Origin of the sequence: Burkholderia sp. BCC1640, from assembly GCF_902833125.1 — a bacterium.
In the GTDB taxonomy this organism is placed as follows: Bacteria; Pseudomonadota; Gammaproteobacteria; order Burkholderiales; family Burkholderiaceae; genus Burkholderia; species Burkholderia diffusa.
This window is the reverse complement of record NZ_CADFEF010000014.1, coordinates 16812-31167: the sequence shown is the minus strand read 5'-3', so window position 1 is coordinate 31167 and position 14356 is coordinate 16812. Positions and strand designations below refer to the sequence as shown.

Here is a 14356-nt window from a genome sequence, read left to right as displayed (position 1 = left end):
CGGACCGCACGCCGCGATCCTTCCGCTTCTCCGCTTCTCCCTTCCGCCGCCCCAGCAAATTCGCGCCGGCCCGCCTCAATTTGCAGTCTCCTCGCAACAGCCTCGCCCGCCCGCCATTCACTGCCGCACCGGCCTCGCCTCCCCCGCCACTGCGCCGCCCCAACACGCATTCCGTCGCGAACGCAGCCGTTTTTCGCTCAACTCGCCGCGTTCCGGCGCCTTTTTTCACGCGCGGCACGCTTTGACGGTATGCTATTCGCCAGCCGCGCCGGCCTACCCGCTGTCGGGCCGCGCCCGCATTCCGACACCCGGCAAAAAATCACAAGTCACATGGGAGAACCTATGCAGGTCAAGCTGTTCGCCGCGGCCGCGCTCGCCGCCGCCCTCGCCGCTCCCGGCCTCGCCGCCGCCAAGCCGCTCACCGTCTGCACAGAATCGAGCCCGGACGGCTTCGACGTCGTGCAGTACAACTCGCTCGTCACGACCAACGCATCGGCCGACGTGATCTTCAACACGCTCGTATCGTACGACGAAGCCGCGAAGAAGGTCGTGCCCGCGCTCGCCGACAAATGGGAAGCGAGCGCCGACGGCCTCACGTACACGTTCCACCTGCGCCCGAACGTCGCGTTCCAGACCACCGACTACTTCAAGCCGGGCCGCCCGCTGAATGCGGACGACGTCGTGTTCACGTTCTCGCGGATGCTCGACGATGCGAACCCGTGGCACAAGGTCGCCGGCGCGAGCGGCTTCCCGCACGCGCAGTCGATGGGCCTCGTGAAGCTCGTGAAGTCGGTCGCGAAGGTCGACGACAGCACGGTGAAGTTCGTGCTGAACGAGCCGAACGCGACGTTCGTGCCGATCCTGACGATGGGCTTCGCGTCGATCTACTCCGCCGAATACGCGGACCAGCTGCTGAAGGCCGGCAAGCAGGCCGACCTGAACGCGAAGCCGATCGGCACCGGCCCGTTCGTGCTGAAGAGCTACACGAAGGACGCGCTGATCCGCTACGACGTGAACCCGGCCTACTGGGGCACGAAGCCGAAGGTCGACCGGCTGATCTACGCGATCACGCCCGACGCGTCGGTGCGCATGCAGAAGGTGAAGGCCGGCGAATGCCAGATCGCGTTGTCGCCGAAGCCGCAGGACGTGCTCGCCGCGAAGGGCGAAAGCGCGCTGAAGGTCGTGCAGACGCCCGCGTTCATGACCGCGTTCGTCGCGCTGAACACGCAGAAGAAGCCGCTCGACAACGACAAGGTGCGCGAGGCGCTGAACCTCGCGTTCGATCGCGCGACCTACCTGAAGGTGGTGTTCGACAACACGGCGACGGCCGCGAACAACCCGTATCCGCCGAACACGTGGAGCTACGCGAAGGACGTCGCGCCGTATGCGTACGATCCCGCGAAGGCGAAGCAGTTGCTCGCGCAGGCCGGTTTCCCGAACGGCTTCTCGACGACGATCTGGACGCGCCCGACGGGCAGCGTGCTGAATCCGAACCCGAAGGCCGGCGCGGAACTGCTGCAGGCCGATCTCGCGAAGATCGGCGTGAAGGCCGAGGTGAAGGTGATCGAATGGGGTGAGCTGATCAAGCAGGCAAAGCTCGGCCAGCACGACATGCTGTTCATGGGCTGGGCCGGCGACAACGGCGATCCGGACAACTACCTGTCGCCGCTGTTCAGCTGCAACGCGGTGAAGTCGGGCATCAACTTCGCGCGCTTCTGCGACGCGCAGCTCGACAAGCTGATCGCCGACGGCAAGGCGACCGCCGATCAGGCCAGGCGCGCGAAGCTGTACGAATCCGCGCAGAAGATCATCCACGACCAGGCGCTGTGGATTCCGCTCGGCTACCCGACCGCGGCCGCGCTCACGCGCGCGAACGTGAGCGGCTATCACGTCAGCCCGTTCGGCCGCCAGAACTTCGCGGCGGTCGCCGTGCAGTAACCGCACGTGGCGCGCAAGCGACGGCACGCTCGCCCGTCGCTTGCGGCCCGCGCGCCGCGCTTGCTACACTGCGCGCTCATTCCTCATACCGGACGCCAGCCAAAGTGAACAACTAAGCCTTCCAAAAAATGTTTTCGCCGCCGTGCCACGCACGCCGCGCGAAGGGTTTCACGCATTTTCGGAGGTGCTTATGGCTGCTGCCACGCCGACCGGCGCGCTCGTCGCGCTTCATCACGTTTCTTTCCGCTTCGACGACGGCGTCACGCTGTTCGATTCGCTCGACCTTTCCATCGATCGCACGCCGACGGGCATCGTCGGCCGCAACGGCGTCGGCAAAAGCCTGCTCGCGCAACTGATCGCGGGCCGGCGCACGCCGAGCGCGGGCACGATCGACCGGCAGACGCCGGTCGTCTACGTCGCGCAACAACACGACGACGCGCGGGCCGGCACGCGGAGCGTCGCGGAAATCGCCGCGCTCGACGCGCCGCTCGCGGCCCTCGCGCGCCTCGCGGACGGGCGCGCAACGGCGCACGACTTCGACCTGATCGGCGATCGCTGGGACCTGGCCGAGCGGCTGCGCGCGGCGCTCGACGCGGCCGGCCTGCACGACGTGCGCGCCGACATGCCCGCGCATGCGTTGAGCGGCGGCCAGATGGCGCGCGTCGCGCTGATCGGCGCGTTGCTGTCGGAAGCCGGGCTGCTGGTGCTCGACGAACCGACCAACCACCTCGATGCGCCGGGCCGTGCATGGCTGCGCGGCGCGCTGGACGGCTGGCGCGGCGGTGTCGTCGTCGTCAGTCACGACCGTGCGTTGCTCGCGCACGTGCAACGCATCGTCGAGCTGACGCCGCATGGCGTGCGCGCATACGGCGGCAACTACGCGCTGTATCGCGCGCAACGCGATGCGCAACACGATGCCGCGCAGGCCGCGCTCGAGCATGCGCGCACCGAGCGCGGGCGCGCACGGCGCCGGCTCGAACAGGAACACGACACGATCCAGCGCCACGCGGCCGGCTCGCTGCGCGACGCGAAGACGGCCAACCTGTCGTCGATGGCGCGACAGAGCCGCAAAGGGGCGGCTCGCAGCATCATGGGGATGGTCCGCCGTCACCAGAGCGAATGCAAGGCGACGCTCGATGCGCGCGTGCAGGAAGCAGCCGCGCGCGTCGAAGCCGACGCGCCGGTGCTCGTGTCGCTGCCGGGCACCGAGGTGAGCGCGCGCCGCCAGCTGTTCGCGCTTGAGCGCGCGCAATTGCCGTGGCGCACCGCGGGCCGCATGGACGCGATCACGTGGTCGGCCAGCGGCCCCGTGCGCATCGCGCTGACGGGCCCGAACGGCTGCGGAAAATCGACGCTGCTGCGCATGCTCGCCGGCGAACTCGCGCCGCGCGCCGGGACGTGCACGACGCACGTGAGCGCTGCGTATCTCGATCAGCGGCTCGCGTTGCTCGACCCCGAACGCTCGATCGTCGAGCAGTTGGGACGCCTCGATACGCCGCTCGCCGAAGGCGACCTGCGCAGCCGGCTCGCGCTGCTGCAGCTCGATGCCGCGCGCGCGACGCAGCCGGTGCACCGCCTGAGCGGCGGCGAACGGCTGAAGGCCGCGCTCGCGTGTGCGCTGTGGCGCGGCACGCCCGCGCAGCTGCTGCTGCTCGACGAGCCGACCAATCACCTCGATCTCGAATCGGTGCGCGCAATCGAAGCCGCGCTGGCCGGCTTCCCCGGTGCGCTCGTGGTCGCGTCGCACGACGACGCGTTTCTCGCGGCGCTCGCACCGACGCACACGATGCAATGGCAGCGCGACGGGTGGCGTTACGAACCCGTCGCGTGACGGCGACGACGCGCGCTCAGCGCGCGGAACGGAAACGCAGCACGCCGTCGTCGCCCTGCTCGCGCACGAGTTCGCCCGCGAGCCACAGCAGGTTCAGGTGCGCGAGCGCCTCGCCGAGCGCGAAGGTCATCTGGTGGATGTCGAGCTCGCGGCGGCGGAACATGATCGGCACGATGTCGGCCGCGCTCGCCGGCTTTTCCGCGCAGGCGACGCGCACTTCGTCGAGCCGCGCGTCGTGATGCGCGCGCAACTGCGCGATGCGCGTGCGCACGCCGCGGAACGGCTTGCCGTGCGACGGCAGCACGAGCGTATCGGGCGCCATCGTCTCGTAGCGGCCGAGCGATTCCAGGTACAGCGCGAGCGGGTTGGCTTCCGGCTCGAGGTCGAACACGGACACGTTGGTCGAGATGCGCGGCAGCACCATGTCGCCGGAGATCAGCACGCCGTCCGCTTCGCTGTGAAGCGCGCAATGTTCAGGTGAATGACCGTAGCCGGTGACGACGCGCCATGTGCGCGCGCCGATCTTCACCGCGTCGCCTTCGCGCAGGCGCCGGTAGCGCGGCGGCACGGCCGGCACGAGGTCCGAGTAGTAGCTGCGGCGGCTGCGCAGCTTCTCGAGCGCGACCGGATCGGTCAGGCCGTGGCGCGCGAAATGATCGGCCGCGGCCGCGCCGCCGGCGTTCGAACCGTTGCCGGCCGCCATCAGGCAGCCGAACATGTATTCGCCGAGCGTCATCCATAGCCGCACGTTCCAGCGGCCCTTGTCGCCGCCTTCGCAGAGCCAGTTCGCGAGGCCGAAGTGATCGGGATGGCAATGCGTGACGAGCACGCGCAGCACCGGCAGCCCGTCGAGATGCGTGTCGAAAATCTGTTCCCAGTGCGTACGGATCGCGTCCGACGAGATCCCGCAGTCGACGATCGTCCAGCCGGCCTGCCCGTCGATCTCGTCGCGCAGCAGCCAGAGGTTGATGTGATCCAGCGAAAACGGCAGCGGCATGCGCAGCCAGCGCACGCCGGGCGCGACTTCGAACGTGTCGCCCGCGGCGGGCAGCGTGTCGGCGAAGGGATAGTCGAGTTGGTGTTCCAGTGCGTTCATCGGTGGGGCGTCTCGTCGTTGTCAGGGCAAATGCCCGTGCGAATGCGGGGCGCGCGCGCGGGCGGCAGGCCGCGGCGGGCATCGCGTCGATTCTATCGCCGTCGCGCGAAACGCGTGCCCGGCGGGGCGCCGGACGGTCAAAAAAAGTTCGTGTCAGAATCGATTCCGTACCCGTATCTTTACGCGAAGATGCACCGAACGGCATGTAACGGCGCACAACCCGCGCATTGACGGCGCTTGGCGCCGGCCCCCGAAAGTCATTGAAACGCCGACTTGGGCGCTAAAATGGCGAGTGCTTTCAGTCCCTCTCGAACGAGCCTGCACGCGATGAATCACTTCCCCAAACTGCTGTCGTCGCAGATCGGTTTCGACGTCGCACAGACGATGCTCGAATACTTCGACCGCCACTACCGGATCTTCCGGGAAGCCGCCGTCGAGGCGAAGACGCTATTCGAGCGCGGCGACTGGCACGGCCTGCAGCGGCTGGCGCGCGAGCGGATCACGTCGTACGACGATCGCGTGCAGGAATGCGTCGAGGTGCTGGAGGACGAATACGACGCCGAGAACATCGACGACGAAGTGTGGCAGCAGATCAAGCTGCACTACATCGGCCTGCTCACGTCGCACCGCCAGCCCGAGTGCGCGGAGACGTTCTTCAATTCGGTGTGCTGCAAGATCCTGCACCGCTCGTATTTCAGCAACGATTTCATCTTCGTGCGCCCCGCGATCTCGACCGAATACCTCGAGAACGACGAGCCGGCCGCGAAGCCGACCTATCGCGCGTATTACCCGGGCACCGACGGCCTCGCGGCCACGCTCGAGCGCATCGTCACGAACTTCCAGCTCGAGCCGCCGTTCGAGGATCTCACGCGCGACATCGGCTGCGTGATGCAGGCGATCGCCGACGAATTCGGCGAGTTCGACGCCGCGCCGAATTTCCAGATCCACGTGCTGTCGTCGCTCTTCTTCCGCAACAAGAGCGCGTACATCGTCGGCCGCATCATCAACGCCGATCGCGTGCTGCCGTTCGCGGTGCCGATCCGCCACGTGCGCCCGGGCCTGCTCGCGCTCGACACCGTGCTGCTGCGCCGCGACCTGCTGCAGATCATCTTCAGCTTCTCGCATTCGTATTTCCTCGTCGACATGGGCGTACCGTCCGCGTATGTGGACTTCCTCTGCACGATCATGCCGGGCAAGCCGAAGGCCGAGATCTACACGTCGGTCGGGCTGCAAAAGCAAGGCAAGAACCTGTTCTACCGCGACCTGCTGCACCATCTGTCGCATTCGAGCGACCGCTTCATCATCGCGCCCGGGATCAAGGGCCTCGTGATGCTCGTGTTCACGCTGCCGTCGTTCCCGTACGTGTTCAAGATCATCAAGGATCACTTCCCGCCGCCGAAGGAAACGACGCGCGCGCAGATCATGGAGAAGTACCAGCTCGTGAAGCGCCACGACCGTCTCGGGCGGATGGCCGACACGCTCGAGTATTCGAGCGTCGCGCTGCCGCTGTCGCGGCTCGACCATGCGCTCGTGCGCGAGCTGGAGAAGGAAGTGCCGTCGCTGCTCGAATATGAGGACGGCAATCTCGTGATCAAGCACCTGTACATCGAGCGCCGGATGACGCCGCTCAACCTGTACCTGCAGAACGGCACCGACGCGGACATCGAGCACGGCGTGAAGGAATACGGCAACGCGGTGAAGGAGCTGATGAAGGCCAACATCTTCCCGGGCGACATGCTGTACAAGAACTTCGGCGTCACGCGTCACGGCCGCGTCGTGTTCTACGACTACGACGAGATCGAGTACCTGACCGATTGCAACGTGCGGCGCGTGCCGCCGCCGCGCAACGAGGAAGACGAACTGTCCGGCGAGCCGTGGTATACCGTCGGCCCGCACGACATCTTTCCGGAAACCTACGGACCGTTCCTGCTCGGCGACCCGCGCGTGCGGACGGTCTTCATGAAGCATCACGCGGATTTTTTCGAGCCCGCGCTGTGGCAGGCCAGCAAGGACAAGCTGCTGCAGGGCGAGTTGCCCGACTTTTTCCCGTACGACGCGTCGCTGCGCTTCAGCGTGCGCTACCCCGCGCGCTTCGACGCGACGCCGGACGCCGGTGACGACGCAGGCGACGCGCAACGCGCCGCCTGATACGCGACCGGATCCAATCGAATCGAACCCGTTATCGACCCGCTTTCCGCCAACGGAATCCACACCGATGAATACCCAAGACAATCCGCTTTCACATCTGTTCGACAACAACGACGCCTGGGTCAAGCGCCAGCTCGCCGACGATCCCGACTTCTTCGCGCGTCTCGCCGACCAGCAGGCGCCGGAATATCTGTGGATCGGCTGTTCGGATTCGCGCGTGCCCGCGAACCAGATCATCGGCCTGCCGCCGGGCGAAGTGTTCGTGCACCGCAACATCGCGAACGTCGTCGTCCATAGCGACCTGAACTGCCTGTCGGTGATCCAGTTCGCCGTCGACATCCTGCGCGTGAAGCACATCATGGTCGTCGGCCACTACGGCTGCTCGGGCGTGAACGCGGCGCTCCACAACCGCCGCGTCGGCCTCGCGGACAACTGGCTGCATCACGTGCAGGACGTGCGCGAGCGCCACGCGGCGCTGCTCGACGAATGGCCGGTCGGCGAGGCGCGCTATCGCCGCCTGATCGAGCTGAACTCGATCGAGCAGGTCGTCAACGTGTGCCGCACGACGATCGTCAACGACGCGTGGGCGCGCGGCCAGTCGCTCACGGTGCACGGGCTCGTGTACGGCGTGCACGACGGGCGGATGCGCAACCTCGGGATGTCGGTGTCGAACTTCGACGCGCTCGATGCGACCTACAAGCGCTGCGTCGCGGCGCTGACCGCGCGGGGCCAGCACGCGCCCGACAACGACATGGTCGCGGCGGATGCCGCACGGCTCGACGACGTCGCGCAGGCGGTCGCCGACACGCTGAAGCCGTGCGACGACGCGAAGTAACGTGCGCCCGCGCCGTCGCGGCCGAAGACGCATCGCGCGCCCGGCCGCGACGGGCATCGAACTGATCTGACACCGACACTGCCGCGACGGCGGTGCACTGCGAAGGAGCGGCGAACATGAAAACCGTATTGATCGTCGGCGCATCGCGCGGCCTCGGACGCGAATTCGTCCGGCAATACCGGCGCGACGGCTGGAACGTGATCGCGACCGCGCGCGACGACGCGTCGCTCGCCGCGCTGCGCGAACTCGGCGCGCACGCGCACGCACTCGACATCGCGCAGCCCGAACAGATCGCGGCGCTCGGCTGGAAGCTCGACGGCGAACGGCTCGACGCCGCGGTGCTCGTGTCGGGCGTGTACGGGCCGCGCACCGAAGGCGTCGAAACCATCGGCGCCGAGGATTTCGACGCGGTGATGCACACGAACGTGCGCGGGCCGATGCAGTTGCTGCCGATCCTGCTGCCGCTCGTCGAGGACGCGCGCGGCGTGCTGGCCGTCGTCTCGAGCCGGATGGGCAGCATCGCCGAGGCGACCGGCACGACCGGCTGGCTGTACCGCGCGAGCAAGGCCGCGCTGAACGACGTGCTGCGCATCGCGTCGCTGCAGACGCGCCACGCCGCATGCATCTCGCTCCATCCCGGCTGGGTGCGCACCGACATGGGCGGCGCGCAGGCCGCGATCGATCCGGAAACCAGCGTGACCGGCATGCGCCGCGTGATCGCGGAGGCCGGCGCGGACGTTTCGCAGTCCAACGGCCGTTTCTTCCAGTACGACGGCGTCGAGCTCAGTTGGTGAGCCGGCATCACAACCCGACGTCGTTAATTCGCGATTCGCATGATTTTGAACCGACCTGACGCGTGCCCGTGCGGCGGCGCGTCCCCGGCGCCTGCCGGCAAAGCCCCGGCGCCGCGCTATGCGGCCTGCTGCGGCCGCTTCATCGACGACGGCGAAGCCGCGCCGACCGCGCTCGAGTTGATGCGCTCGCGGTACAGCGCGTACGTGCTCGGCGCGACCGACTACCTGCGCGCGACCTGGGACGCGCGCACCTGTCCGGCCGATCTCGATGCGGACCCGGATGCGCCCGACGCGCCGCGCTGGCTCGGCCTCGCGATCAAGCGCCATGCGCCGCTCGACGAACGGCACGCGGAGGTCGAATTCGTGGCCCGCTACAAGGTCGGCGGGCGGGCGTACCGGCTCCACGAGACGAGCCGGTTCACCCGCGACGAGCACGGTTTCTGGCGCTATGTCGACGGCGAAGTAAGTGAACGCTGATAAATAGTTGCCATGTCAGACGCCGGGTAATTCCCGCATTGCACAACCTGAATTTGTCGGGCTAGGATGGCCCTCAGATTGGTCATGTTGCATGGCAGGGCTTACGAATGGCGTTCAGCAAGGTATTGGTGGGATGGATGGCGGCCTGTGCGCTGTCGGCCGCTCAGGCCGGTGCGCTGCCGGGCGCAAACGCCGGCGCGGCCACGGCCGGCGGCTCGCTCGCCCACGCCGAGCGCTTCGATTACGGCGATTCGGGCCTCCCGCAGGTCGCCGCCAACCTCAACGAACAAATCATCAGCATTCCGGCCGATGCCTCGGGCGCCGTGATGCTCGAGGCCACGCTGTTCAAGCCGAACGGCCCCGGCCCCTTCCCGCTCGTCGTCTTCAACCACGGCAAGAACACCGGTGACCTCCATCAGCAGCCGCGCAGCCGGCCGCTCGCGTTCGCGCGCGAATTCGTGCGCCGCGGCTATGCGGTGATCGCGCCGAACCGCCAGGGTTTCGCGGGGTCGGGCGGCTCGTACCAGCAGGAAGGCTGCAACGTCGGCAAGAACGGGCTCACGCAGGCCGCCGACGTCGACGCGACGGTCCGCTACATGTCGCGCCAGTCGTACGTCGATGCGTCGCGCATCGTGGTCGCGGGCACGTCGCACGGCGGCCTCGTGTCGGTCGCGTACGGCACCGAAGCGGCGCCCGGCGTGCGCGGCATCATCAACTTCTCCGGCGGGCTGCGCCAGGATCTGTGCGACGGCTGGCAGCGCAATCTCGTCGATGCGTTCGACCATTACGGCGCGCATACGGCTGTACGTTCGCTGTGGCTGTACGGCGACAACGATTCGGTGTGGACTCCCGCGCTCGTCGCGCAGATGCACGACGCGTACGTGTCGCACGGCACGCAGGCGCAATTCATCGATTTCGGCCGCTACAAGGACGACGCGCACCGGCTGATCGTCGATCGCGACGGCGTGCCCGTGTGGTGGCCGGCCGTCAATGCGTTCCTCGCGGACCTGAATCTGCCGACCTCGGTGCGCTACGCGGTCGCCAACCCGCACGAACCGAATGCGACCGGCTATGCGTCGATCGATGCGGTCGACGCCGTGCCGTTCCTCGACGAAGCCGGCCGCGAAGGCTATCGCCGCTTCCTGAACCAGCATCCGAGCCGTGCATTCGCGGTGTCCGCTGAAGGCGCCTGGTCGTGGGCCGAAGGCGGCGACGATCCGATGGCGCTCGCGCTCGACAACTGCTCGAAGCAGGGTGCGGGCGCATGTCGGCTGTATGCGGTCAACGACCGCGTCGTGTGGAACGCGAACGCGACGCAAACGGCCGACGACGGCAGCGCCAACTCGCGCGCACTGGCTTCGCGCTGACGCGCGAGCCGCGGCGCTCCGGGGGCGGGCGCTGCCCGCGTCTCTCCCCTTCTCCCTTCTCCGTTTCATGAACGCGCGCCGCAGCCCGCGGCGGCGTTCGCACGCCCGTTCACGCGGCTGCATGAGCCGCCGACGAGCGCCTGGCCCGCAACGCCGTCCGGGGTCGTTTTCGGGCGTTTCCTGAACCCCGGCCGCGCCGGAATCCGCGCGCCATTCGCCGGCGACCGTGCACGTCGCGTCGCGCTTCCCGCCCCGATTTTTCGCCCGTCGGCATCCGCCTGCCCACGATTTTTTTCTGTCGGGGGGTCTCACTCGAACGTCGTCATCTGCGGTCATTTCTGGGCTTCTGGCGCGTACCGTCCCGAGCACCTCGCATCTGCGCCGAACTCCCGCCCAGCAAGGCTTTGCGGTGTTTGTAACCGGTAGTGCAACGTGCGGCGGAACACGCTAATCTCAGCGCGTTTTCCGTCCGTCGCCGCGCGGCATCCCGTTCGATGCCCGCCGCCGTTTTACCCCCGGAGTTGCCTTGAGTACGCCAGCCACCGACGACTGGGTCGCGCGCAGCCTGCGCGCGGTCTGGCATCCCTGCACCCAGATGAAGCACCACGAGCGCCTGCCGCTCATTCCCGTCGCGCGCGGCGCGGGCCTGTGGCTGTACGACCGCGACGGGCGCCGCTACTTCGACGCGATCAGCTCGTGGTGGGTGAATCTGTTCGGCCACGCGAACCCGGACATCAACGCGGCGCTGAAGGACCAGCTCGACACGCTCGAGCACGCGATGCTCGCCGGCTGCACGCACGAGCCGGCGATCGAGCTCGCCGAGCGGCTGCACGCACTCACCGCGCGCACGCTCGGCCATGCGTTCTTCGCGTCGGACGGCGCGTCGGCGGTCGAAATCGCGCTGAAGATGAGCTTCCACGCGTGGCGCAACCGCGGCCGCGCGGACAAGCGCGAATTCGTGTGCGTCGCGAACAGCTATCACGGCGAGACCATCGGCGCGCTCGGCGTGACCGACGTCGCGCTGTTCAAGGATGCGTACGACCCGCTGATCCGCCATGCACACGTGGTCGCGTCACCCGACGCACGCGGCGCGCTGCCGGGCGAGACGGCCGCCGACGTCGCGGGCCGCGCGCTCGACGACGTGCGGCGTCTGTTCGCCGAACGCGCCGACCGGATCGCCGCGCTGATCGTCGAGCCGCTCGTGCAATGCGCGGCCGGCATGGCGATGCACGATCCGTCGTACGTGCGCGGGCTGCGCGCGCTGTGCGACGAATTCGGCGTGCACCTGATCGCCGACGAGATCGCGGTCGGCTGCGGCCGCACCGGCACCTTCTTCGCCTGCGAGCAGGCCGGCGTGTGGCCCGATTTCCTGTGCCTGTCGAAGGGCATCAGCGGCGGCTACCTGCCGCTGTCGCTCGTGCTCACGCGCGACGACGTGTTCGCGGCCTTCTACGACGACGACACGACGCGCGGCTTCCTGCATTCGCATTCGTACACCGGCAACCCGCTCGCGTGCCGCGCGGCGGTCGCGACGCTCGACCTGTTCGCGCGCGACGACGTGCTCGCGAGCAACGCGCGCAAGTCGGCCGCGATGCGCGCCGCGCTCGCGCCGCTCGACGCGCACCCGCAGGTGCGTCACCTGCGCGAGCGCGGCACGCTATTCGCCTTCGACGTCGCGCTCGACGGCGACGCGGCACGCGGCTTCTCGCGGCGCTTCTTCGAACGCGCGCTGGAACGCGAGCTGCTGCTGCGCCCGATCGGCACGACCGTGTACCTGATGCCGCCGTACGTGATGAGCGACGACGACATCGCGTGGCTCGCGCAACGCACGCGCGACACGCTCGACGCGACGCTCGCGGAGGTGGCGCGATGAAGCAATCCTCACGGGAAACGACCATGCCCCTGCTCGACACGCTGCAGCGCGGCCTCGCCGAACTCGACGCGCAGGGCCTGCGACGCGTGCGCCGCACCGCCGACACCGCCTGCGACGCGCACATGCGCGTCGACGGCCGCGACATCGTCGGCTTCGCGAGCAACGATTACCTCGGCCTCGCCGCGCACCCCGCGCTCGTCGCCGCGTTCGGCGAAGGCGCGCAGCGCTACGGCTCCGGCAGCGGCGGCTCGCATCTGCTCGGCGGCCATTCGCGCGCGCACGCGACGCTCGAGGACGAACTCGCCGCCTTCGCGGGCGGCTTCTCCGATGCACCGCGCGCGTTGTACTTCAGCACCGGCTACATGGCGAACCTCGCCGCGATGACAGCCCTCACCGGCAAACACGCGACGATCTTCTCGGACGCGCTGAACCACGCGTCGCTGATTGACGGAATCCGGCTGTCGCGTGCGACCGTGCAGGTCTACCCGCATGCGGACATGGCCGCGCTCGCCGCGCTGCTCGATGCATCGGACGCCGAAACGAAACTGATCGTCAGCGACACCGTGTTCAGCATGGACGGCGACATCGCGCCGCTCGCCGAACTCGTCGCGCTCGCCGAACGCCACGGCGCGTGGCTCGTCGTCGACGACGCGCACGGCTTCGGCGTGCTCGGCCCGCAAGGCCGTGGCGCGCTCGCGGCCGCCGCGCTGCGCTCGCCGAACCTCGTATACGTCGGCACGCTCGGCAAGGCCGCCGGCGTCGCGGGCGCGTTCGTCATCGCGCACGAGACCGTGATCGAATGGATGATCCAGCGCGCGCGCAGCTACATCTTCACGACGGCCGCGCCGCCGGCCGTCGCGCATGCGGTCTCGGCGAGCCTGAAGGTGATCGGCGGCGACGAAGGCGATGCGCGACGCGCGCACCTCGCCGCGCTGATCGAGCGCACGCGCGCGCTGCTGCGCATGACGCGCTGGCAGCCGGTCGACTCGCATACGGCCGTGCAGCCGCTCGTGATCGGCAGCAACGACGCGACGCTCGCGGCGATGCGCTCGCTCGACGCGCACGGCCTGTGGGTGCCCGCGATCCGGCCGCCGACGGTGCCCGCCGGCACGTCGCGGCTGCGCATCTCGCTGTCGGCCGCGCATTCGTTCGACGATCTCGCGCGGCTCGAAACCGCGCTGATCGAGGCCAGCGAGGGGGCGGACCACCCCGACGCTCACGCGCGTTCGCTGCCCCCCGAGGAAGCTGCGGCATGACGGCCCCGCTTTCCCTCTTCGTCACCGGCACCGACACCGAGATCGGCAAGACCTTCGTGTCGGCCGCGATGCTGCACGGCTTCGCGCGGCACGGGCTGCGCGCGGCCGCGCTGAAGCCCGTCGCCGCCGGCGCGTACGAACGCGACGGCGTCTGGCACAACGAGGACGCCGACCAGCTCGACGCGGCCGCAAACGTCGCGCTGCCGCCCGAGCTGCGCACGCCGTTCCTGCTGAAGGCACCCGCCGCACCGCACATCGTCGCCGCGCAGGAAGGCGTGACGCTCGACCTCGACACGATCGTCGCGAGCCACCGCGAAGCGCTGACGCGCGCGGACGTCGTCGTCGTCGAAGGCGTCGGCGGCTTCCGCGTGCCGCTGAACGACACGCAGGACACGGCCGATCTCGCGGTCGCGCTCGGCCTGCCCGTCGTGCTCGTCGTCGGCATGCGGCTCGGCTGCATCAGCCACGCGCTGCTGACGGCCGACGCGATTCGCCAGCGCGGCCTCACGCTCGCCGGCTGGGTCGCGAACCACGTCGACCCGGCCATGTCGTACGCCGACGAGAACGTCGCGACGATCCGCGACTGGCTCGCGCGCGAGCACCGCGCGCCGCTCCTCGGCCGCATCGCGCACTTGGCGCCGGCCGCCCCCGAATCCGCGGCGGCGATGCTCGACATCGCCACGCTCGTCGACACGCTGCGCCACGCGCGGCATTGACCTCACGATCCCCGCATTCACGACA

11 protein-coding genes are annotated in these 14356 nt (G+C 68.7%); 10 read left to right on the top strand and 1 reads right to left on the bottom strand.

The features are described from left to right. Window positions 1-342: 342 nt before the first annotated feature. Together HWX25_RS16720 and HWX25_RS16715 are read left to right on the top strand one after the other, a co-directional pair. Window positions 343-1938 (top strand): ABC transporter substrate-binding protein, encoded by a 1596-nt coding sequence (locus HWX25_RS16720; protein ID WP_059691407.1) that lies wholly within the window; start codon window positions 343-345, stop codon window positions 1936-1938. A gap of 190 nt (window positions 1939-2128) precedes the next feature. Then, on the top strand, window positions 2129-3769 hold the full coding sequence (locus HWX25_RS16715) for an ABC-F family ATP-binding cassette domain-containing protein (RefSeq protein WP_175909236.1): 1641 nt from the start codon (window positions 2129-2131) through the stop codon (window positions 3767-3769). Window positions 3770-3785: 16 nt separating this feature from the next. On the opposite strand, the gene HWX25_RS16710 is transcribed toward HWX25_RS16715, so the two are convergent. Next, window positions 3786-4865: an MBL fold metallo-hydrolase gene (locus tag HWX25_RS16710; protein WP_175909234.1), complete on the bottom strand. Its 1080-nt coding sequence runs from the start codon at window positions 4863-4865 to the stop codon at window positions 3786-3788. A 327-nt stretch (window positions 4866-5192) separates the two neighbouring features. Between HWX25_RS16710 and aceK the strand changes: the two genes are divergently transcribed. The 8 genes from aceK (at window position 5193) to bioD (ending at window position 14331) form a co-directional block, all read left to right on the top strand. Continuing rightward, entirely contained in the window at window positions 5193-7013 is a 1821-nt protein-coding gene (gene aceK / locus HWX25_RS16705) for a bifunctional isocitrate dehydrogenase kinase/phosphatase (protein WP_175909231.1), read from the top strand. Window positions 7014-7080: 67 nt separating this feature from the next. Further along, window positions 7081-7848, top strand: coding sequence for a carbonate dehydratase (gene can, locus HWX25_RS16700; protein ID WP_059691403.1), 768 nt, complete (start codon window positions 7081-7083; stop codon window positions 7846-7848). Between the two features lie 116 nt (window positions 7849-7964). Further along, window positions 7965-8642, top strand: a complete 678-nt coding sequence (locus tag HWX25_RS16695; RefSeq protein WP_175909230.1) for an SDR family oxidoreductase — start codon at window positions 7965-7967, stop codon at window positions 8640-8642. A 39-nt stretch (window positions 8643-8681) separates the two neighbouring features. Then, window positions 8682-9119 carry a YchJ family protein gene (locus HWX25_RS16690; RefSeq protein WP_175909228.1) on the top strand — a complete coding sequence of 146 codons (438 nt, stop codon included), beginning with the start codon at window positions 8682-8684 and terminating at the stop codon, window positions 9117-9119. Between the two features lie 107 nt (window positions 9120-9226). Continuing rightward, the gene (locus tag HWX25_RS16685) at window positions 9227-10486 is read left to right on the top strand and encodes a CocE/NonD family hydrolase (protein WP_175909226.1); all 1260 of its coding nucleotides are present in this window, start codon (window positions 9227-9229) and stop codon (window positions 10484-10486) included. Window positions 10487-11012: 526 nt separating this feature from the next. Beyond that, window positions 11013-12359, top strand: coding sequence for an adenosylmethionine--8-amino-7-oxononanoate transaminase (gene bioA, locus HWX25_RS16680; protein ID WP_059523950.1), 1347 nt, complete (start codon window positions 11013-11015; stop codon window positions 12357-12359). Window positions 12360-12382: 23 nt separating this feature from the next. Beyond that, on the top strand, window positions 12383-13615 hold the full coding sequence (gene bioF / locus HWX25_RS16675) for an 8-amino-7-oxononanoate synthase (protein ID WP_175909224.1): 1233 nt from the start codon (window positions 12383-12385) through the stop codon (window positions 13613-13615). Continuing rightward, window positions 13612-14331 (top strand): dethiobiotin synthase, encoded by a 720-nt coding sequence (gene bioD / locus HWX25_RS16670; protein ID WP_059703257.1) that lies wholly within the window; start codon window positions 13612-13614, stop codon window positions 14329-14331. The genes bioF and bioD overlap by 4 nt, the downstream gene beginning before the upstream one ends. Window positions 14332-14356: the final 25 nt, after the last annotated feature.

Excerpts from the sequence above, each read along its gene's own strand:
- HWX25_RS16720 (WP_059691407.1), top strand. The coding sequence starts at position 343 with ATGCAGGTCAAGCTGTTCGCCGCGGCCGCGCTCGCCGCCGCCCTCGCC.
- HWX25_RS16715 (WP_175909236.1), top strand. The coding sequence starts at position 2,129 with ATGGCTGCTGCCACGCCGACCGGCGCGCTCGTCGCGCTTCATCACGTT.
- HWX25_RS16710 (WP_175909234.1), bottom strand. The coding sequence starts at position 4,865 with ATGAACGCACTGGAACACCAACTCGACTATCCCTTCGCCGACACGCTG.
- aceK (WP_175909231.1), top strand. The coding sequence starts at position 5,193 with ATGAATCACTTCCCCAAACTGCTGTCGTCGCAGATCGGTTTCGACGTC.
- can (WP_059691403.1), top strand. The coding sequence starts at position 7,081 with ATGAATACCCAAGACAATCCGCTTTCACATCTGTTCGACAACAACGAC.
- HWX25_RS16695 (WP_175909230.1), top strand. The coding sequence starts at position 7,965 with ATGAAAACCGTATTGATCGTCGGCGCATCGCGCGGCCTCGGACGCGAA.
- HWX25_RS16690 (WP_175909228.1), top strand. The coding sequence starts at position 8,682 with ATGATTTTGAACCGACCTGACGCGTGCCCGTGCGGCGGCGCGTCCCCG.
- HWX25_RS16685 (WP_175909226.1), top strand. The coding sequence starts at position 9,227 with ATGGCGTTCAGCAAGGTATTGGTGGGATGGATGGCGGCCTGTGCGCTG.
- bioF (WP_175909224.1), top strand. The coding sequence starts at position 12,383 with ATGCCCCTGCTCGACACGCTGCAGCGCGGCCTCGCCGAACTCGACGCG.
- bioD (WP_059703257.1), top strand. The coding sequence starts at position 13,612 with ATGACGGCCCCGCTTTCCCTCTTCGTCACCGGCACCGACACCGAGATC.